This window comes from Acetivibrio mesophilus (assembly GCF_004102745.1).
In the GTDB taxonomy this organism is placed as follows: Bacteria; Bacillota; Clostridia; order Acetivibrionales; family Acetivibrionaceae; genus Hungateiclostridium; species Hungateiclostridium mesophilum.
Map to the genome: position 1 here is coordinate 71621 of NZ_RLII01000007.1, position 20382 is coordinate 92002.

Sequence of the window (20382 nt, forward strand, 5' to 3'; positions counted from 1 at the left end):
ATCTATGTACATCCGGATCAACATACCTTAATATATCGGCTATTTCATGACAGTGTTAGCAACTTTCTATGAATTAAGAGTAGGTGTTTTTTACCCGGACAGAGTTAGTTAACATCTGCTGGAAATGCCGATATAATTTTTAATATATACTTTCTCAAATAAGTTAAGTCAGTTGAATTAATCATGCCGTTCCCATCTACATCTCCTGCAATTAAACCTTTTTCATAGGGAAACTCTTTAATATGCTTTAGCAAGTACCGTTTCATATAAGTTATGTCTGTTGAATTAACGAAGCCGTCCCCATTTAAATCTCCATATACAAAATCATTTGGTGGAGTGGGGGTTGGTACTATTCCTCCTTCAAAGGGGGCAGCGATTGTTATCTTATCAATATTCGGTGCATACCCCGATGAGCTGTTATAAAATTTAATTGTATTGTTTCCAGCATCCAAATATACGTCTATTATATCTGTACGATATACATTCCATCCACGGGTGTTGAAGAAATAATGCCCTTTTTCAGGTCCTCCGTTTACACTAATACTTGCATACCTGTCAACCACATTATTATTATAAGAGTGATCACCAAATACTTCAGCGTTTGCAAATTGAACCACCATCCTGTATGTACCTTCTTCCGGAACATTAACGTTGTTAAATTGGAGATAATTATTAGGACCATTTCCAATCCAGCCTACATTTTGTCCACCCGATGCAGCATTATCTTTTTGCCTTACAGCCGCTCCAGACAGTGTATTTGCAGAATCCTCGGCTTCATAGCTTTTAGTGGTACCGGATGTGGATTCAACATCAATATAGTCTATATTTACACAGTCCGATTCATCCGAAGTAAAAGCCTTGAAGTCCAGACGGTTGATACCTGCCTGCAGAAATACCTTGGTAGTAACATTTGCCCATGTATCCCAATTGGGAGTCTGGTTACAAGCTATATCCCTATGGAGCCCGCCGTTCACAACCATCCTTAAATATCTAGTGTTGGGTGATCCTGCGTAAGGACCTGCAGAATATCTCAAGGTTACATTGTAGTATCCGTCTTTTTCAGCAGTTACTACAAAATTGGTGCTTGCATTATTGCTTCCGGCATATCCTTCAACAAAACCTGTCCCGGAATAACCGGTATGGTTACCGTAAGCAACGGTTGCCGTTCCCAAAATCCTCGCATACTCCGCCTCATAACGGTTTTTATTGTTGGTGGGCGACAGATCTGTATTAGGAGTTATTATCATATGGTATGCAGATAACGCTTTCATATTATTGACAGGTACCGTAATCTGCCCGTTGGAAATGGTGTAGTCGGCTTCCTGTATGAAGTATGGCCCACCGGAAGGATTAGTACCGGTATTGTCAACTCCCCAAACAGTTACATGAACCGAGTTTCCAAAGAAGGGGAGCGAATTGAAACCTTTAACAACTACATCGGTACCAAATACGTCAGTGCTTCTCAGTGACCCACCGAAAATAACCCGGGCCTGTTTTTTGTCTGTGTCCAGAGTAGCCAATCCCTGAAGCGATCCGTTCAAGCTGGGTGGAGTTACCTTCACGGTATTTCCTGTAAGCTCTCCATACCATTTATACAGCCACCATGCACCGGTTGCTTTATTGTTCTGAGTTGCAAGGTCATTCAAGGTTCCTGCTGTTGTCCAATAGGCAAGACAAGCATCCACTTTGCTATTTTCAAAGCGTGCTACCCACTGCACGAGATTTCCGGGAATACCTCCATCTACGTTGATCCTACCATATTCGTTTATGTTTATCGGTCTTGGCGAGATTCCGAGGCTTGACTCAATGCTTCTGTAATCATTATAGTGGTTATACCAGTTTGAAAAGAATCCATCATCCAATTCATGCCATGTAACTATATCCGGCAAACAGTTGTTGTTTTTGCAAAAGGTCATAAATTGACGGTAAACCGAGCTGTTGTATACTGCATAGTTAGGTCCTGCAATCTTGGCTGTGGGATCAATGGAACGGATCTTTTGGTACATCATTTTCCACTCGTTACACAATCTATTCATGTTTCCTCTGTACCAAATCCATTCAGGTTCATTAATCGGAACATATACATAGCTGCTGCGGTGTGGATCTGCAACTACCTTTCTGCATATTGTCTCAATTTTTGCAAGATAGTCATTAATACCAAGATCTTCATAGGGCCAGTTCTTGTATATGTCCTGCATCATTATCATAACATACTCTCCACCGGCTCTCAAAAACTGTGGGGCAACATTAAGTGCATCACCGGTAGGATGTTGAAGCCCTTCGGGAGGCTTTTGCGAAATAGATTTCATTCTTAAAGGAACAATCACGTTATCTGAAGGTACGCCTTCGCTACCCATTGCATAAAGCCCGCCAATGGCACCATAATGAATTTTCCCTGTATCTGCTGCCAGGTCTACGGTCATAACTTGGTTTGCAGCATAACTCTTAGGTAAAGATATGCCGCTCATGAGCAGCATGACGGTTAAGAAAATTACACACCACTTTTTTAAATTCCTCATTTTATTCCCCTTCCTTTTTCACTAACTATCCTTATATTTTTAACTTTTAATGCCGCGTTGCACAATTTTACCTAACATTTTCTCTTTCTCTGCGTGCACAAACAGTTCTTATAATGAGTTTTGGTTTATTATGGCAAAATCTCCTGTTATCCCTCCCCCCTTGATTGTATCTTTATAGATGCTAAATAATCTCAATGCTTTATCAAGCCTCCTCTCTGGTCTTTATAATTGTTTTAAACGAATTAACAAACATGAAATGTCCTTATAAATTTATCCCTCCCCCTTTTTTAGCAAAGCACTCATATACTCTTTTTAGGCACTTGTAATTTTGCAGGTAGCAGCAATAAACATATCTTTACTGCCGTAATATTATTTTTATCTAATATTTTTTACCTTTTTAGTTACATATACGAAATGAATATATTTTTTAAGTTGAGAATTTGTACGCCTATTGGACTTTTATTTGAATTGGATAAAAATCAGCAGTATTGTGCATATGTACCTAAAAACGCAATGCTCGATTCATTATATGAAGTAAAATTGGCGGACAAAATAGATAAATATAAATCTAATTTAGTCTACACCTTAAAATACTTTTTTTGGTATAATAATATCAAAAAAGAAATGAAAGTAGGCCTACCATGGATATATTTAAAACTTTCTATGATTCACAGGATGATGAAAATGCTGCAAAAATGTCAGCATATATGAAAAACAAGTTTCCTTTTTTGGGCATACCAAAGCCAATAAGGGCAAAACTCTCCAAGAATTTTTTGAAGCAAAAGAAAAAAGATAAAGAAGTTGACTGGGAGTTTATATTTCAATGCTACGATATGCCGGAAAGGGAGTTTCATTATTTGGCACTGGATTACTTAACCGCCGTTAAAGCTTTGTTGGTTTCTAATGATATAGACAAAATCGAAAAACTTATAATCACAAATTCCTGGTGGGATAGTGTGGACTGCATTGACTCCATTGTTGGACACCTTTGCCTTAAATACCCCCAATTAAAAGATAGTGTTATTCCCAAATGGATTGACAGTGAAAATATATGGCTAAAGAGGATAGCTATCAATTTTCAGTTGGAATACAAAGAAAAGACCGACACAGACATTTTAAGTAGGGCGATACTTAAAAATTGCGATACAGGAGAGTTTTTCATAAACAAAGCCATTGGCTGGGCGTTGAGGGAGTATTCAAAAACAGACAAAGAGTGGGTAAAGCAGTTCATTGCCCATAATAAACTACATTCTTTAAGTGTAAGAGAAGCAAGCAAATATCTTTGAGATTTAGCAAATGTTTGTCGAATTTCACAGAAAAAATATAAGACGGATTTTTGAAAATTCAATAATGGGAAAAGTTGCAGCAAAATAAATGTGTGGTCGTTGGATTGCTTTATGGATTAATATCGGGCATTTGAAGCGGGGAAGGATATAAGTTGTACATAAGGTGTTTAATAAGAGGAAACTAATTTTTGCATATGCTTAAGTAAGGATTGGTATTTCTGTTGAAAGAATTTCAGTATTGGAGGAATCAAATGGATATATATGAACGTATACTAGGAGGACTTTTTGGCGTTGCCTGCGGTGATGCTCTAGGTGGAACGCTTGAGTTTATGTCAGAGGACGAGATTCAAAGAAAACATGGATACTTAAAAGATATTATCGGCGGAGGCTGTTGGGATCTGGAACCTGGGGAAGTAACAGACGATACTATGATGACTATTGCTGTCGCAGAAGGGATCCTGGACAATCCGGAGAATCCTATCGAAGATATCGGAAACCATTTTATTGGATGGTATGATAGTAGCCCCAAAGACATTGGCAACATCATACGAATTGCACTAAGTGAGTATAAACGAAGTGACGACTGGACAAAAACAGCCTATTATGCGCATCAGACAACAGGTGGTAAGAGTGCTGGGAATGGTTCACTTATGAGGTGTTTGCCAGTTGCACTATATTATAGTGATGTTAAGAAAATGCTTGAGATAACTGCTTCCCAAAGCCTGCTTACTCATTATGACCGAAAAGCAACGGATGCTTGCCAGTTCTATAATCTGTTGGTTTATGATTATCTAAATGGAAAGCCAAAAGTACCTGCCATAAGAGAGCATATCGATAATTACCCGGAGTATAAAAAAGTATTCCTAATGTTAAAGAATGAACTGGAGCCTTCAGGGTATGTATTTGATACGCTGATATGTGCATTATGGTGTTTTGTTAACACTTCTTCTTTTGAAGAGGCTGTATGTGAAGCTGCCAATCTTGGAGGAGATGCGGACACTGTAGCTGCTATTACAGGAGGGTTGGCTGGAGTGTATTATGGTTATGATGCCATACCTGATAGATGGAAGGAAAAGATATTGGTAAAAGATCAATTGGTTTCTATTGCAAAGAGGATAATAGTTAAGTATAGGAGTCAAGGGTAATTCGAGGGTATATTAAGGGGAGAATTATTATTTTATCTGTAGAAGATGTAAGTAGCTTTTCATTTTCTTTTGGTTCAATAAAAGACCCGTTACAAGTTGTTGTCATTAAAGAATTCGGCTCTGCGATAGGTGCTTTAATAATTGCACTAATATTAGGTGAAAAAGTAAATAATATTTCTTATACAATAGCAGCATTGATAATTTTCAGGAAAATTAAAATATAAGCCCATGCAACAAAAACTCTTTCATTTTGCCAATTCTTTTTGGATGCGAATGGAGTTTCATTCAAAAATTCAATTAAATATTCTCAAATAATTATTTAAATAAAATAAATATGCAGCAATCTTGATTAAAAAAATTAATCTTTAAATTAATAATATTTATTAAAAGATTGACAATACTAAATATATGTATTAATATATTAAATATACGATGGTAAATTGATGATAAAGCAAACAGGTTCCACATCAATAAAATAAGGAGTGATAATATGGGTAGGGAAGCACTTGGAAAATGCCCGGTTTGCAACAGCGATACAACAATAACAAGGATTACCTGCGATAAATGCCATACGACGATAGAGGGACGTTTTGATTTATGCAAGTTTTGTAGACTAACACCGGAGCAAAAATTGTTCATAGATGTATTTATTAAGTGCAGAGGAAACATCAAAGAAGTAGAGAAGGAACTGGGAGTTTCATACCCCACAGTTAAGAATAAACTTGAAGACGTAGCAAATGCATTAGGTTATAAATCAGAAGAAGAGCCTGTTGAAGAAACAAAGAGAAAGGAAGTTCTTGACAAACTGTACGGCGGAGAAATATCTGTTGATGAAGCATTGGATTTGCTAAAAGGCTAACAGCATAGCAGATTCAAGATATAGATTGGATTGAAGTAGGTCGGACAAAAATAAGATTTGATAGAATGGCGAAAATTAATGTTTGTAAGCTGCAAATATCAGCTTATAAGGAAGAGGAGGCGGTAAGCACTATGTCAATTAGTGAAGAAAAAATGTTTATACTTAAGATGTTGGAAGAGGGGAAAATTTCAAGCGAGGAAGCAGCAAGACTTATAGAAGCTATTGAGCCTCAGAGAGGGACAGCGGACAGTTACAGCAGTTCTAAGCATCAGCAAAAGAAAGCAAATTTTACCGATGAGGTGTCCAAGGTAAAGGATAAATTGAACGAATGGAAGAATGACTTCAAAAAGAATTACAACCAGAAGGACTTTGATAGGGCAGTGGATGAATTCAGCACTAAGGTGGAAAAGTTGGGTAAGGGCCTTGCATATACTACTATTGGGGTGGCTGACAAACTTGTGGATTTTGTAAGTAGCTTTGTGGAAACAAATTCTTTTAATGTGTTTGGGAAATACAAAGCAACAAATAGAGTTTTTGAGACAGCTAACGTAAATGAAGGAATGGAGCTCAGCGTTGAAGCAATTAACGGACATATTCTTGTGAAAAAACATATGGAAAATAAAGTTATCATAAGAACCACAGTAAAAAGCCCGGTGGATAATGCTGATGAAATACTTGACTTTAGCCAGGATGAGAATGGAGTGGCTTTAAAGTGCAATAAAATCGGTAATATCAGTGTATCTCATGAGATATTTCTTCCGGCAGTGAAGTTTAAAAACATCAATCTGGTTACCAAAAACGGCAAGGTATATGTGGAGGATTCAACATCCGAGAATTTTGAGGCGGTTACCAGCAACAGCAATATTGATTTGATGGGTGTTACCAGCGATAAAATTAATGTTTCCACCAAGAACGGAAGAATTAATTTTGGTTATATTATTGGAAAGGACATTAATGTTAACACCATCAACTCCGTAATAGAGATTAGGCAATTAAAGACTACCAACATTAATGCCGTTACGAAAAACGGAAGAATATTTATAGAAAATGTTTATAATCACAATGACGACCCGAATATAAACATGAATTTGAAGACATCGTCCGCAGGTATTAAGGTGAATATGAACGATATGGAAAAGAAAGGGTACAGAGTCAAGGCGCAGACTACCAACGCGGAAATTAACCTTCTTATTCCCGAGATGACCTACCGCAATATAAGCAAGCAGATGGCATCAAATTTTGTGGAGGCAGACAGCAATGGGTATGACGAGTATGTAAACAAGGTAAACATTGTTGCAGAAACGACTAGCGGCAATATTGAGATTGTGAAATAAGCTCTATAAAATATAACTATTATATAAATAAGAATGTTGCAGTAATGGCATGGGAGAGCCTGAATTTGGGCAGCTCCCATGTTTTTTAGCTTTACATAGCAGAAGTCGTCATAAGCAAGCATTGTTCCATCTTTGGCGTTATATCTAGAAAGGGAAATGGGACAATGATATAATAAGGCTAACAGTTGTTGGAAAAGTTTTGTAGGGAGGATAATTTGTGAAGACGGTGGCAATTAAAAAATTGCCATTTCAACCTTCAAATTTTACCTAGAACAAAAAATAAACAGGGTATTTAAACAATAATCAGATAAGCAATAACTTAATAAGTGATATGCAGTTTTGCTTTTTTATGGTAGAATGTTATAAGGGGGGAGAGTTCATGAGGAAAAATACTATAACAAGGTTTTTACATGTGCAGTTGCTGATAATCATATTGTTGATGATATTTTTACCTCTAACAGCTTCGGCAGATATAGGGCCAAAGCCTTCTTTGCATATTATTGCTGAAAATATGCCCGATGGTGTTTGTTATCTTGACTTGCTTGTAAATTATACATTGGAACATGGACGTCCAAACATTTCAGATGAGGCGAAATATGATCCGAAGATGCTGGATATATTGAAAAAATATAATGTTGACGGTTGGCGTCCTGCAATGGTTACAGGCACGAGAGTACCTATGTTTGGTGATATCATATGTGATGTGAAAGACGGGAAATGCACCATGAATTTTACATATGTAGGGGTACCTGACGAATTCAAAATCATAGTAGTAACTGCTGATGGCAGGACTGTCGTTTCCAACGTGGTAAACAGGAAAGCGTTTGATAGTACTGTAAACTTTGATTTTATGACAGGAGAAGCAGCGGAACATTCTGCAATCTTGTCCTACTTCCTTCAATTTCTTTTTACATGCTCAGGAACATTGGTTATTGAAGGAATTGTATTATTGCTGTTTCGATTTAACCTAAAGCGTAACTACAAGCCATTTGTGGCAATTAATGTATTTACTCAAATCCTACTAGGTCTTGCGATATTTACAATGATGTATAGGGAAGGGATAATGGCAGCGTTATGGGTGTATGTGCCTTTTGAATTAATTATATTGATGATTGAAGCCTGTCTATTTGTAAAATTCTTGAAGCAGCATTCCGAAACAAGACGGGTACTGTTTGCCGTAGTAGCCAATATTGTGAGCTTCGCTGTAGGAATTGCATTAATGTTGAATCCGGCATTGTGGTAATTATTTTTACAGTTGTAGAAGGCATTCGACATCACATATCCAATTCACTGACTAAGGAGCACAGACAATATGCAAAATCAGACAGTAAAAGACTAATCATCCTCTGAATGCTGATAATGCGACATAAAACTATTCCGGTTTACGAATCAATATAGGAATAAGGGGTGAAATTAACCAGTGGATTGGCATTCTCAGAGTACAAACGATGACAGGGAACGTACAAAAAAGATTATTATAGAGTTCCTGATGAAAATAAAAACCGGGGATGATTCTGCAAGAGATGAGTTTATCCTGAGGTTTAAGCCGTTTATACTAAAACAGGTATATAAGGCAACTGATAAATATATTGAACCTGAAAACAGCGAAGAGTACAGCGTTGCTCTAATGGCTTTCAATGAAGCTATTAATACCTATGATGAGGGGAAGCATCCTAACTTCCTGGTTTTCTCAGAACAGGTTATTAGTAGAAGGCTTATCGACTATAAGAGGAAGAATTATAAAAATAAGATGGTATATCCCTTTTCTTACTTCGAGAGCGAAGATATCAGGCTAGAAAGGACATTGTCGGATGTCGATGGCACAAGTGCAATTGAAAGAGTGGAATTTACAGATGAAATCAGGCTTTTCAAAACTGAGCTGGCTTCTTTCAACATATCCCTTAAGGATTTACTGTCTTGCACTCCCAAACACAGAGATTCGAGAGAATTATTGATAAATATCGCAAAAAAAGTTGCTGGCAATGAGGGGTTGTATGAGAAGCTTAAAAAGACCAAAAAGCTACCTACATTGGACATTTTAAAGCTGGCAAAAGTCAGCAGACGAACTATAGAAAGAAACAAAAAATACATAATTGCAGTAAGCTTGATATTAAGAAGCAACCTCGAAATCTTCAAGGAATACGCTGGGTGCAGCAAGGAGAAGGAGGTGGATTTGCTGTGATCATAGGAAAAGTAATTGATTTGGATGATAAAACAGCCATTATAATGACTGATGACTTTGCTTTCTTAAATGTGATAAAGACGCCTAAAATGGAAATTGGACTAAAAGTACAGGTTCTGGAGTCGGATATAATTGAGCCCAAACGTTTGCAGCGCAGATATTTGTCGGTTGCTGCCGTTGCTGCGTGCTTTGTGATGGTATTGTCTTTGGTACTGATGTTTATTAATGGCAATACTGCAAGGAAGGATATATATGCGTATGTTAGCGTTGATATAAACCCAAGCATTGAGCTTTCTATAGACTATAATAATAAAATAGCTGAGGCTATGGCATTGAATCAGGATGCCACTACAGTGCTCCAAGAGCTTGAGTTAAAAGGGAAAACGGTAGCAGAAGCTTTGGAGGAAGTTGTACAAAAGAGCAAAGAGTATGGATTTATTGCAAAGGAGAAAGAAAACATAGTTCTCATATCTGCAGCCTGCGATTCTAAAGCGGAAACAGGTTCGGACAGTGAGGATAAAATCGACAAGCTTTTAAATGATGTGAATAAAGTGGTCATTGACTTGAAAGACAGCGGTATAACAGCCAAAGTTTTAAAGCTTACCTCCGAGGAAAGGGAAGTGTCTAAAGAGAAGGATATTTCCATGGGAAGGTATGCGGTATATTTAAAAGCGAAGGAACAGAATGTTGATTTAACTATTGAGACAATAAAGGATGCAGATCTTTTGGATATTATCTCTAAGGTTAGCATTGATGACGAAAATATTGTAGTAGAAAATAATGGAAGGGTAGATACAACAAGTACCGCACCTACAGTGAGTACTGTGCCTTCAGTGGCTGAGACTCCGCTGGCTACACCGGCGAGTGAAAGGGCCGAAGGTCCTGCAGCGACTGAATTTACCGGCAACACACCTACTGCATCTTCGGGTGCGACAGCAGACAAAACAGGCGGTATACCGGTAAAATCGCCACCCGAACAATCTTCGCCACGCGAGTCGGTATTGCCTGATCCAACAGCAACGGTGACGAAACAGAAGGCAACTCCGACACCGAAGACTTCTCCGACACCGATAATGCCGTCATCCGGTATTCCATGGGTTGACAAGTCCAACGAGAAGATAAATCAAATTCGAAAGAGAAATGTGCAGATAAAGATTGTGGACTCTAGCAATAAACCGATAGAAGGAGCTTATGTGGAGGTAACCCAGACCAACCATGCCTTTGCATTTGGCACAGCCATTACTAGAAAAGCAATGTATGATCCAAATTATTCAAAGTTTATAAAAGATCATTTTAACTGGGCTGTGTTTGAAAATGAGTCCAAGTGGTATTCAAATGAAGCTAATATGGGAATGGTGAACTATGCGGATGCGGATTATCTGTATGAATTCTGCCGGAGCAATGGAATAAAGGTGAGAGGACACTGTATTTTCTGGGAGACTGAGGAGTGGCAGCCTCTATGGGTAAGAGGGCTTGATCCGTTATCCCTGCGTTCAGCTCTGGATAATCGTCTGAATAGTGTTGTCGGTCATTTTAAAGGCAGATTCGTTCACTGGGATGTAAACAATGAAATGATCCATGGCAACTTCTTCAAGAGTCGATTAGGTGACTCCATCTGGCCTTATATGTTCAATAAAGCAAGAGAAATTGACCCGGATGCAAAGTATTTTGTAAACAACAATATAACCACCTTGCAGGAAGCAGATGATTGCATAGCTCAGGTAAACTGGCTTAAGTCGCAAGGGGTTCGCATAGATGGCATAGGAGTGCACGGTCACTTTGGTGAGACAGTAGACCGTAATGTTGTTCAGGGGATACTTGACAGACTATCTACCTTGAATATTCCGATATGGATTACCGAATACGACTCGTTTACATCGGATGAATATAAAAGGGCGGACAACTTGGAAAACCTTTATCGTACGGCTTTCAGTCATCCTTCCGTTGAGGGAATTATAATGTGGGGCTTCTGGGAAAGAGTGCACTGGAGGGGAAAAGAGGCGGCAATAGTAAACGACAACTGGACATTGAATGAGGCCGGCAGAAGGTTTGAGTCCTTGATGGAGGAATGGACTACCAAGGCCTACGGAAGCACAGATAGCTTAGGCAGCTTTGGCTTCAGAGGATTTTACGGAACATATAAAGTAACTGTGACGGTACCTGGAAAAGGCAAATTTGACTATACTTTAAATTTGAATCAAGGCAACGGAGCATTTCAGTATACCTATAGAATTCCATAAAGGTATTTTGATTAGAGAAGAGCTTTGAGGAGAATATCTTTATATTCGAGAAATTCCCGGGATGAAAGCATTTCTCTGTTTCTTGGCCGAGGAAATCCTATATCCAGAGTTTTTATGACATGGGCAGGTCTATCGGATAGTACATATACTCTATCCGATAGGAAAACTGCCTCTTCAATGTCGTGGGTTATAAACAGGACGGTCTTTTTATGCTCAATCAGGACCTTCAACAACCATTCCTGCATTTTTATCCGAGTTATTGCGTCCAGGGCTCCAAAGGGCTCATCAAGAAGCATTATATCGCTGTCCATTAAAAAGGTGCGAAGAATACCTGCCCTTTGCTTCATTCCTCCGGATATTTCTCCCGGATAAAAATTTTCAAAGCCTTGAAGACCAAACTCCTTTATGAGATTTTCAACTTCCAATTTTCTGTCCTGTGTGCCGTTTATTTCAAGGGGTAGAATGATGTTTTTGTATACTGTACGCCAAGGCATCAGGAGATCCTTCTGGGGCATGTAACCGAATTGGAAGGAGGAAGCTTTTATGCTTTCTCCATTTACAGTTATGTCCCCTGAAAAGTCCTTTTCAAGGCCTGCCAGAATTCGCAGAATAGTGCTTTTGCCACAGCCGCTGGGTCCTATCAGAGATACAAACTGGTTCTCATAAAGCTCAATATTTAAATTTTTTAAGACCTCAAGGGATTTTTTCTTAGCTTTAAAAGTTTTGCTTAAATTTTCAATTTTTATTTTAGTCCTCATTATCCACCCAAAATATACATAAAATTATTATTTAGCTGTTTGCAGAAAATCATTTGTAAAAGCCTTTTCCACATCTATTGGAGCATCTATAAATTTGTTCTCATACAGCCAATTCATGTACCTTTCCCAGACTTCCTTTTTCTGCATTCCCCAATAGGGAGCATCATCCTGATACTTTGAGGCCAGAAATTGCTGGCTTTTTATCACAAGCTCCCGATCAAGCTCCGGTGCCAATTGAAGAAGGCATTCTGCCGCCTCATCAGGATTTTCTATAGCAAATCTATAACCCTTTTCCGCAGCTCTCATGAATTTTTGTACAAGCTCCGGATTATTATTAATATTATCTTCATTTGTAACGATTACAGGGGTATAGTAGTCAAATACATCGGATAGCTTTCCTAAATCAATATAGTTTAGCTCGACTCCCTTGTTGGTAGCATTAATATAATCCCAGCCTTCAAAAATCCAGGCAAAATCTATTTGGCCGGTTTCGCTTGCTTGAAGGAAATCTGCTGTGCCGGTGGTGAGGATTTGTACCTTGTCCGGGTCTCCGCCTGCATCCCTGACGACCTGCTTTACCATAGCCGCTTCAACCTCTGAACCCCATCCGCCATACTTTTTGCCCTCGAAATCCATTGGAGATACAATTCCCTTATCCTTAAATGACCCAAAGCCGGAGGTATTGTGTTGTATAACTGCTGCCAGGGATACCAGAGGTGCTCCCGAAGAGCGGGCAAAGGTAACGCCCTCCTGATAGCTGATTCCGAACTGTGCTGTGTTGGAGGCTACCAACTGATCGGCAGATGACTCTCCGGGCTGAATTATATCGACATCCAAACCCTCTTCGGAAAAATACCCTTTTATTTTTGCAACATAGATTCCCGTGTGGTTTGTGTTGGGAACCCAATCAAGAACAAAATTGATTTTCTGTTTTCCAGCTCCGGAAGAAGTTCCGTCCGGAGAGGGCGACGGGGTGTTTTCAATGCCACATCCTGTGACCGTAAAGGCAAATATAATTATCAGACATATTGCTGTTAAAATACTTCTTCTTTTCAAAAGCGTTCATCCTTTCACATTCCATTTAATGAATTTCTTTTCAATAAGGCTTATCAATAAAAATAGTAAAATGCTGAAGATTGAAATAATTGCGATGTCTGCAAACATTGCGGCAGTTCTAAAGGATTTCATGGATCTTGTAAGGAAAATGCCAAGCCCGCTTTCAGCCCCGGTCCATTCTGACATAATTGCACCCATAACCGCATAAGCCGCTGCAATTTTTAAGCCGGAAAAAAAGTGAACCAACGCCGATGGAAGTTTTAATTTCATAAATATCTGCAGCTTGCTGGCATTCATGCACATCAGCAATTCTTCAAGGTCTTTGTCATAAGAGCTCAATCCCTCTGTCAGGTTTAAAGCTATCGGGAAAAATACCACAAGAACGCAGACAATCAGTTTTGGTATTAGTCCGATTCCAAACCAAACCGTAATCAAAGGTGCAATAACAATTATGGGTACGGTTTGGGACAAAATCATAAAAGGGTAAAATATGCTGCGAAACAGTTTGAAACTGCTCATAAGCAAAGAAAGTAGGATCGCAAACACTAAACCCAATATAAAGCCTAAAACGGTTTCTGTTATAGTCACCATTGAATGATGAAGCAGAAGATCGCCAGAGGTTATAAATTCATTCAAGATGGCTGACGGAGCCGGAAGTATGTATTCTTTTATATCTCTCGCTCTTGTAAATATTTCCCATATAATAATAAAAACAACAACGGCAATGGATGAATAAAGGGGATTACCGATATTTCGAAATCTTTTCATCCATCGTCACGCCTTCCTTTTTGTAATCGATTTTAACTACAGACAGAACTCTGCTTGCACCCTCCGAAATACATATATCCTGCGCCTTTCTGACAATTTCCAAAAGAGGCTCGATTTCGCCTTCCATGGTAGTCTCCATTGGGCCCACTTCATATTTGACACCACTTTTGGCTATCAAATCAATAGCTTTATCTACAACAGAATATACCTCATTTTCGGGTACACATGGAATAACCTGCAGTGATACATTAACAATTGCCATATCAATACCCTCCTTTCCGATATTTCAATACCCATACGGGTCAAAAACGGCAAAAACCGCCCAACATAGGCGGTTAATACAAATCTACTCATTCCCTACGCTGGCATTACCCAGATCAGGTTATGGGTTGAGGGAAAATCCCTTCTCTCAGCCGGCAAGCGCCAGCACCCCTATGCGGTATTTTATTTTGTCTTTAATAATAACACATAAATCAATGGAATACAACAAGTTGACTAATATATAATTAATTAGTTTTTGTTTAACGTCCAATTGTAAGGGTATATATTAACAAGTGTTAATAGCGCTACCAAAGTACTTTGGTATTTAATAATAAAATTATTGTTTGATTTTATGGAGGTAATAATTCATGAAGAAATTTGTTTGTTCAATTTGTGGCTATGTACATGAGGGAAATGACGCACCGGAGCAATGTCCGCAATGTAAGGCAGCAAAGGAGAAGTTTATTGAGAAGAAAGAAGATGGCTTGCAATGGGCCGATGAACACAAAATCGGTGTTGCTTCAGGTGTTGACCCTGAAATTTTGGAGGGGCTAAGGGCGAATTTTATGGGCGAATGTACCGAAGTGGGTATGTATCTTGCTATGAGCCGTCAGGCAGACCGCGAGGGCTATCCGGAGGTTGCTGAAGCCTATAAGAGGATTGCGTTTGAAGAGGCAGAACATGCGGCTAAATTCGCGGAGCTACTTGGTGAGGTTGTGCATGCTGACACAAAGAAGAACCTGCAACTTAGGGTAGAGGCTGAATATGGTGCTTGCAGCGGCAAAAAGGAGCTTGCTACAAAGGCAAAGCAGTTGAATTATGATGCCATTCACGATACAGTACACGAAATGTGTAAGGACGAAGCAAGACATGGCCAAGCATTTAAAGGACTTTTAGAGAGATATTTCGGGAAATAATAATATAAGCGAAATACAGCCCTTGACAGTTGCTAATCAGCTGTCAGGGGCTTTTACATGTTAAAAGAATGAAATTTCTTGATGAAATAAGCGAAGTGATTAATGATAACGAAGGTATTATTAATCTGCATGATACAATAGATTTACAACTTGCAAGTAAACTATGAATAGACATATAGAATTTGCAATAAATCGCCTAAGAATGTGGGTCGTCTACAATCGGAAAAGCAATTTCCATTGTAAAACCTTTTCCCCATTCGGATTCAACATTCAAAATAATATTGAGATCCTTTGCAATTTCTTTTGCAAGATATAGCCCCATACCCGTAGCTTTTTTTCGCCCATCACCGGAATCGCCTGTAAAACCTTTCTCAAAAATATACGGCAAGTCACAGCTATGTACTCCAATTCCATTATCACCAATAGACAAAACGTAGCTGTGATCGGTCTTAAACGCTTTTATACTTAATTCCGGGATGTTGGTAGTACAGCTATACTTGATAGAATTGCTGATGATCTGACTAATCAAAAAATTCAGTCCTCTTTTATCGGAATATACGAATATGTCGGGAACCTGCATCATAATCTGAAATTGCTTTTCTTCCAGCAAAGGCAGATAATCCTCCAATACTTCCTTGATAAACGTAGAAAGATTTATATGTTCAAACAGATAATCTTTTTGGCTTCCTTTCAATCTGGAATAAAATAGCATTTGATTAATAAACTCCTGCATTCTATTTCGTATATAATCCAGCTTAAACGCAAAATTTTCAGGCAGTTCCTCCCTTCGATTATCCAACAGCATTGTAAGAAGAGAAAGGGGAGTCTTAGTCTCATGAGCCCAAGCCTCTACATATTCCTCATAATCCAATACGCGAGTCAATAGTTGTTCAATGGAATCATTTTTTTCCCGTAGTACCCGTCCTAATAAGAGAATCATTTCCCTCTCTGCATCACTAGATAATTTTAGGAGTGTCTTTTCGTTAAGTTCGTCCGGATTGCTCAAGAAGCTTTCAAAAGCCTGCTCCTTTCTATGTTCATGATAGCAGACCACTACAAACACCACAGAAAACAGAAGGATCGTCGCAAGGATAATAAAGGCCATTAATGAGTAAAATGCCTGTATATCCGCAAGCCATAGGAGGACTGCAGCAAGCCCGTCTACGCATAGCAGCAACAACAGCCAAGGAGCATATCGTTTAAAAATCTTCCAACTTTGATTCATCGGATTTTCCCTCCATGATGAGCTTATACCCGACTCCACGTATAGGAACTATTTTTTGGCGCATTTTCAAACTCATCATTGTCTTTTTCAATCGGGTCAAATTAACTTGCAGAGCATTTTCGTCGATAAACTCGGTTGTTCCCCAAATAGCCAGGCACAAGTCATCCTTGGTAACAATATCCTGCCCTCGCATTAAAAACACTTCCAATAGTTTTCCCTGATTTTTAGGAAGAACAACAGATTGGTTATGAATATACAGTGTATATGTCTGACGGTCCAGCAGGAAATCAGCACCCTCCAAAAGATTGGTACGACCCTCATATCGCTTCAGAACATTTGTTACTCGGGCAAGCAAGCGCTCTTTTCTGCACGGTTTTGTCAAATATTCATCGGCACCCAAATCCAGTGCATGAAGCTCATCCCTCATCTGATCACGGGAAGTCAAAACAAGCACAGGGATTGAACTTTTCTGCTTTATCTCCCTGCAAATCTGAAAACCGCTAACACAGGGAAGATTTAAGTCCAACAAAATGAGATCGGGAGAAAGTGAAAGCAATTGCTCTGTTACATTTTCAAAGGACTTAATGACATCAACTTTGTATCCGGCTTTACACAGCATATCTTCCAATTCCTCTCGCATAAATACTTCGTCTTCGACAATCACAATATACTTCATGCTTTCTCTCCTTTCATCAAAATTGTAGCTTTTTTATTCTTCCCGTTCCGGTACCATGAGTGTTAGAATATAGCGATTGCTGGATTTCTTAACTGCAACCATATAAATATATTCTACCACACAAAGCAACAACATCATAACTGCGGAAATCATCATCATTGTAGAAAGATTACTTTTAGTCCTTGAGGATAATAGTCCGCTGAACAGAGCCCGGACACCGAAAACACTGCTAATTGCCGCAACAACAGTCGGAATACCGAAATACCACTTAATCTGCTTTCCGGCTGAATAGCATAATGTTTCATAGGGAGCTCCCAACCGAACCAAAGTCTTATATCGCCTGCTGGTTTTTTGCTGCCATGTAAGGAATTGAACTCCAATGATAGTATTGGCGATTATTAGAAAAATAATAGCCAAATAGATTGTTATATAGCTAGCAGCAACCACATAAAAGAGTTGCCTACCCATATTTTGTAAATAACTTTCATAGATTAAACCTGCCGCATCCAGCTTTTGATTTGTGTCAGATATAGCATTCAAAAGACTTTTACCGGCAATTTGCTCTGGATCTAAGACAGCATTTAAATAAATATCGTAATCATTTTCTGTAAAACGTTCAAACTCTGCGTCCGGCACAATCAGAGCGAAGGATAATGTGATAGAACGGTCTGTTACAAGGCTGGTACTTTGAACTGTACCGGTCAGCTGATAATTCTCCCCGGAGATTTGTACTTTAGGATTTGCAGATAAAATTCGATTGAGCATTTCTAATTTGGTCGAGGAGATAAACTCGGTATCCATGTAAACGGCTGCCTCGTTCTCCGCCAGTTCAATAGTGTTTTTCCCTGCAATAGACAGCAAACGGTTATAACTTGACTGGGAAATCAAATGTGGATATGTCTGATAACCAAGATTATTCAGGAGAACATTTCTATCATCACTCTCCGGCAGTTGGGCTAAATATTCCATTACAGAATTCATCTGAAACGCATTGTTGCGATCCTCTGCTGATCGGATATATCCCACTCTCATCTCAAACAGCTCGGAAAATAATGAATCTAACCCATGGGATGCTAATGTTTCCTTTACAATAGTGATATCTTGTGAATCACCATCAAATGTATAATCTAAAACATGTTGTTGTGACCCACCATAAAACTGTGCAATGGCCACACCTGCACCAAAGCAGCACAGCCCGGCTAAAATCAACAGGGAGCTAATAGCCAATGTAGTGGAGCGGCGAATGATATTTTCCTGAAGTTGACGGAAGGTAAAGGCCTGCAGCTTTTTATTACTCCCGCTATGCTTTGCTAAAAACCCCATAATTGAACGAAAGCCAAAAAACACTAACAATGTACCTGTAAACCCAAGGATAAGAGTAAGCCCCATTTTACCAACTCCATCCCAAGCCAAGCCTTTGATTGCCATAATATATGCAGCCACTAAGAAGATAACACCAACCGACAAGGCTAAGGCATAAACAATAGAGGGCAAGGCTTTTTTTGTACCTTCCGGCGTTTCCACAAGCAAGGAACCTATCTCCTGACGTGCTATTTTACCGCTGAGGATGAGAAAAGCAATTAGCTTAATGAGGTAAAATCCCACCGCTGTCCATAAGATCGCCTGGAAGGAAATTGAAATTTGATGTCCTATAATACCAAGTCCCACAAGGCGGGCTGTTAGTAAACTGGTAAGCTCCGATAATAAAATTGCAATCGGCAATCCCATCAAAAGTGCCAGCATACTACTGCGAAAATCTTCTGCCAGCAGCATAAAAAATAACTTTGAGCGGCGCATTCCCATCATTAGATAAACACCAAATTCATGTCTCCGCCGTTCCAATTGAAATTTACTGGCAAAATAGATGAGGAAGAATAGAATAAATAATGTCATTCCGTAAAACAGCGGTATCATAGTAAGAAGCTTGTTTACCGCATCGCTTTCCAACTTTGTCAGAAAAATCATAACGTCCTGCTTCGACAACGACAAAATATTATAAAATGCAACAATGGATATCAGAAGGGATGCAAAAAACAATCCATTCTCTTTTCTGCTTCTTTTACTATTACGAGAAACCAAATCAAAGAACATTGGCAGTGCCACCTCCCAGTTGGGCCATAACTTTTAAGATGCGCTCATAAAATGCCTGCTGCGATTCTTCAGGAATATTTCTGCGAAGTTCATGAAAAATCACTCCATCCTGAATGAATAGGATGCGCTTGCAGTAGCTTGCTGCATTGGAATCATGGGTTACCATTAATATAGTGGCATAATGCTCCTGATTTAGACCTAGGAGTTTTTCCATCAGTGATTTTGCATTCTTTGAATCCAATGCGCCCGTGGGCTCATCTGCTAAAATAATACTTGGATTTAGAATTACTGCCCTCGCAGCAGCAACTCTCTGCTTTTGTCCACCGGACATTTGAGAGGGGAATTTGTCCAATACATCTGTAATTTCCAAATACGAAGCAAGCTCCATAATCCGCTTATTGCTTTCACTTTTGGGAACATTATGAAGGGATAGCGGGAGAAGAATATTTTCATGCCCCGTCAAGTTATCCAGAAGTTCAAAATTCTGAAACAGATAACCAATCTGTTTTCCCCTGTAGTCTGCCAACTGAGTTCCTTTGAGTGATTGAACTTCTTTTCCCCGCATAATAATCTTTCCGCTACTAGGTCCGATTACAGTTGCAATGCAATTTAGCAGGGTTGATTTGCCGGAACCGCTGCTCCCCATAATTCCAAGAAATTCTCCCTGCATAACGTTAAATGTAATACCATCCAACGCTTTTGTCTGATTGTCTGACTTTCCATAATATTTACATAAATTTTCAATTTCAAGAATGCTATTCATATCGTATGCCTCCTTTAGCTCCTAAATATATCATAGCATCTATAATTCCAGATAAACACTTACAGTCAATGAAAGTTTCTACCCCGAATCTTTATTTATAAGGTCATTTCAAAAAATATGGATCCATTAGAGTTAGAGACTATACAATGATTTTTACCTTTGGAGAGATGATATGGATGGAATAATTGAATTGGATTAGAGTAAAATACATGAGCTTTTAAAATCTCAAGGGAAATGATAGTATATTTTTTAATTTTAGTGTAGCTTTTTGACCTGCCAAAAGGTATTCATACAAAAAGGAG

17 protein-coding genes and 1 riboswitch are annotated in these 20382 nt (G+C 38.9%); of the genes, 8 read left to right on the plus strand and 9 right to left on the minus strand.

Annotated elements, in window-relative coordinates:
* Positions 1-104 precede the first annotated feature (104 nt).
* Positions 105-2519 (minus strand): dockerin type I domain-containing protein, encoded by a 2415-nt coding sequence (locus tag EFD62_RS07805; RefSeq protein WP_128705935.1) that lies wholly within the window; start codon positions 2517-2519, stop codon positions 105-107.
* A gap of 641 nt (positions 2520-3160) precedes the next feature.
* On the opposite strand from EFD62_RS07805, the gene EFD62_RS07810 reads away from it, so the two are divergent.
* The 7 genes from EFD62_RS07810 (at position 3161) to EFD62_RS07840 (ending at position 11565) form a co-directional block, all read left to right on the plus strand.
* Positions 3161-3805, plus strand: a complete 645-nt coding sequence (locus EFD62_RS07810) for a DNA alkylation repair protein (RefSeq protein WP_069195123.1) — start codon at positions 3161-3163, stop codon at positions 3803-3805.
* 251 nt (positions 3806-4056) lie between these two features.
* Positions 4057-4950, plus strand: a complete 894-nt coding sequence (locus EFD62_RS07815) for an ADP-ribosylglycohydrolase family protein (RefSeq protein WP_128705936.1) — start codon at positions 4057-4059, stop codon at positions 4948-4950.
* A 490-nt stretch (positions 4951-5440) separates the two neighbouring features.
* Positions 5441-5809: a DUF2089 domain-containing protein gene (locus EFD62_RS07820; protein WP_069195120.1), complete on the plus strand. Its 369-nt coding sequence runs from the start codon at positions 5441-5443 to the stop codon at positions 5807-5809.
* A gap of 131 nt (positions 5810-5940) precedes the next feature.
* The gene (locus EFD62_RS07825) at positions 5941-7143 is read left to right on the plus strand and encodes a DUF4097 family beta strand repeat-containing protein (RefSeq protein WP_128705937.1); all 1203 of its coding nucleotides are present in this window, start codon (positions 5941-5943) and stop codon (positions 7141-7143) included.
* Positions 7144-7522: 379 nt separating this feature from the next.
* A complete protein-coding gene (locus EFD62_RS07830; RefSeq protein ID WP_069195118.1) occupies positions 7523-8386 on the plus strand; it encodes a hypothetical protein in 864 nt (287 codons plus the stop codon).
* Positions 8387-8563: 177 nt separating this feature from the next.
* Positions 8564-9325 carry an RNA polymerase sigma-I factor gene (gene sigI, locus EFD62_RS07835; protein WP_069195117.1) on the plus strand — a complete coding sequence of 254 codons (762 nt, stop codon included), beginning with the start codon at positions 8564-8566 and terminating at the stop codon, positions 9323-9325.
* Positions 9322-11565 carry an endo-1,4-beta-xylanase gene (locus EFD62_RS07840; RefSeq protein ID WP_069195116.1) on the plus strand — a complete coding sequence of 748 codons (2244 nt, stop codon included), beginning with the start codon at positions 9322-9324 and terminating at the stop codon, positions 11563-11565. Before sigI ends, EFD62_RS07840 begins: the two co-directional genes overlap by 4 nt.
* 11 nt (positions 11566-11576) lie before the next feature.
* Here the strand turns inward: EFD62_RS07840 and EFD62_RS07845 are convergent, their stop codons facing one another.
* From EFD62_RS07845 to EFD62_RS07860, 4 genes are read right to left on the minus strand one after another with little or no spacing between them, the layout of a single operon-like run.
* Positions 11577-12323 (minus strand): ABC transporter ATP-binding protein, encoded by a 747-nt coding sequence (locus EFD62_RS07845; protein WP_128705938.1) that lies wholly within the window; start codon positions 12321-12323, stop codon positions 11577-11579.
* 27 nt (positions 12324-12350) lie between these two features.
* Positions 12351-13379, minus strand: coding sequence for an ABC transporter substrate-binding protein (locus EFD62_RS07850; RefSeq protein ID WP_069195114.1), 1029 nt, complete (start codon positions 13377-13379; stop codon positions 12351-12353).
* 6 nt (positions 13380-13385) lie between these two features.
* The gene (locus EFD62_RS07855) at positions 13386-14147 is read right to left on the minus strand and encodes an ABC transporter permease (protein ID WP_069195113.1); all 762 of its coding nucleotides are present in this window, start codon (positions 14145-14147) and stop codon (positions 13386-13388) included.
* The gene (locus EFD62_RS07860) at positions 14122-14409 is read right to left on the minus strand and encodes a thiamine-binding protein (RefSeq protein WP_128705939.1); all 288 of its coding nucleotides are present in this window, start codon (positions 14407-14409) and stop codon (positions 14122-14124) included. The genes EFD62_RS07855 and EFD62_RS07860 overlap by 26 nt, the downstream gene beginning before the upstream one ends.
* A 75-nt stretch (positions 14410-14484) precedes the next feature.
* Positions 14485-14591: riboswitch (TPP riboswitch) on the minus strand.
* A gap of 185 nt (positions 14592-14776) precedes the next feature.
* On the opposite strand from EFD62_RS07860, the gene EFD62_RS07865 reads away from it, so the two are divergent.
* The gene (locus EFD62_RS07865) at positions 14777-15325 is read left to right on the plus strand and encodes an NADH peroxidase (protein ID WP_069195111.1); all 549 of its coding nucleotides are present in this window, start codon (positions 14777-14779) and stop codon (positions 15323-15325) included.
* Between the two features lie 196 nt (positions 15326-15521).
* On the opposite strand, the gene EFD62_RS07875 is transcribed toward EFD62_RS07865, so the two are convergent.
* From EFD62_RS07875 to EFD62_RS07890, 4 genes are read right to left on the minus strand one after another with little or no spacing between them, the layout of a single operon-like run.
* Positions 15522-16550 (minus strand): sensor histidine kinase, encoded by a 1029-nt coding sequence (locus EFD62_RS07875; protein WP_069195110.1) that lies wholly within the window; start codon positions 16548-16550, stop codon positions 15522-15524.
* The gene (locus tag EFD62_RS07880) at positions 16525-17226 is read right to left on the minus strand and encodes a response regulator transcription factor (protein WP_069195109.1); all 702 of its coding nucleotides are present in this window, start codon (positions 17224-17226) and stop codon (positions 16525-16527) included. The genes EFD62_RS07875 and EFD62_RS07880 overlap by 26 nt, the downstream gene beginning before the upstream one ends.
* Before the next feature lie 33 nt (positions 17227-17259).
* Positions 17260-19317: an FtsX-like permease family protein gene (locus EFD62_RS07885; RefSeq protein WP_069195108.1), complete on the minus strand. Its 2058-nt coding sequence runs from the start codon at positions 19315-19317 to the stop codon at positions 17260-17262.
* Positions 19307-20080 carry an ABC transporter ATP-binding protein gene (locus EFD62_RS07890; RefSeq protein ID WP_069195107.1) on the minus strand — a complete coding sequence of 258 codons (774 nt, stop codon included), beginning with the start codon at positions 20078-20080 and terminating at the stop codon, positions 19307-19309. Before EFD62_RS07890 ends, EFD62_RS07885 begins: the two co-directional genes overlap by 11 nt.
* Between the last annotated feature and the right edge of the window lie 302 nt (positions 20081-20382).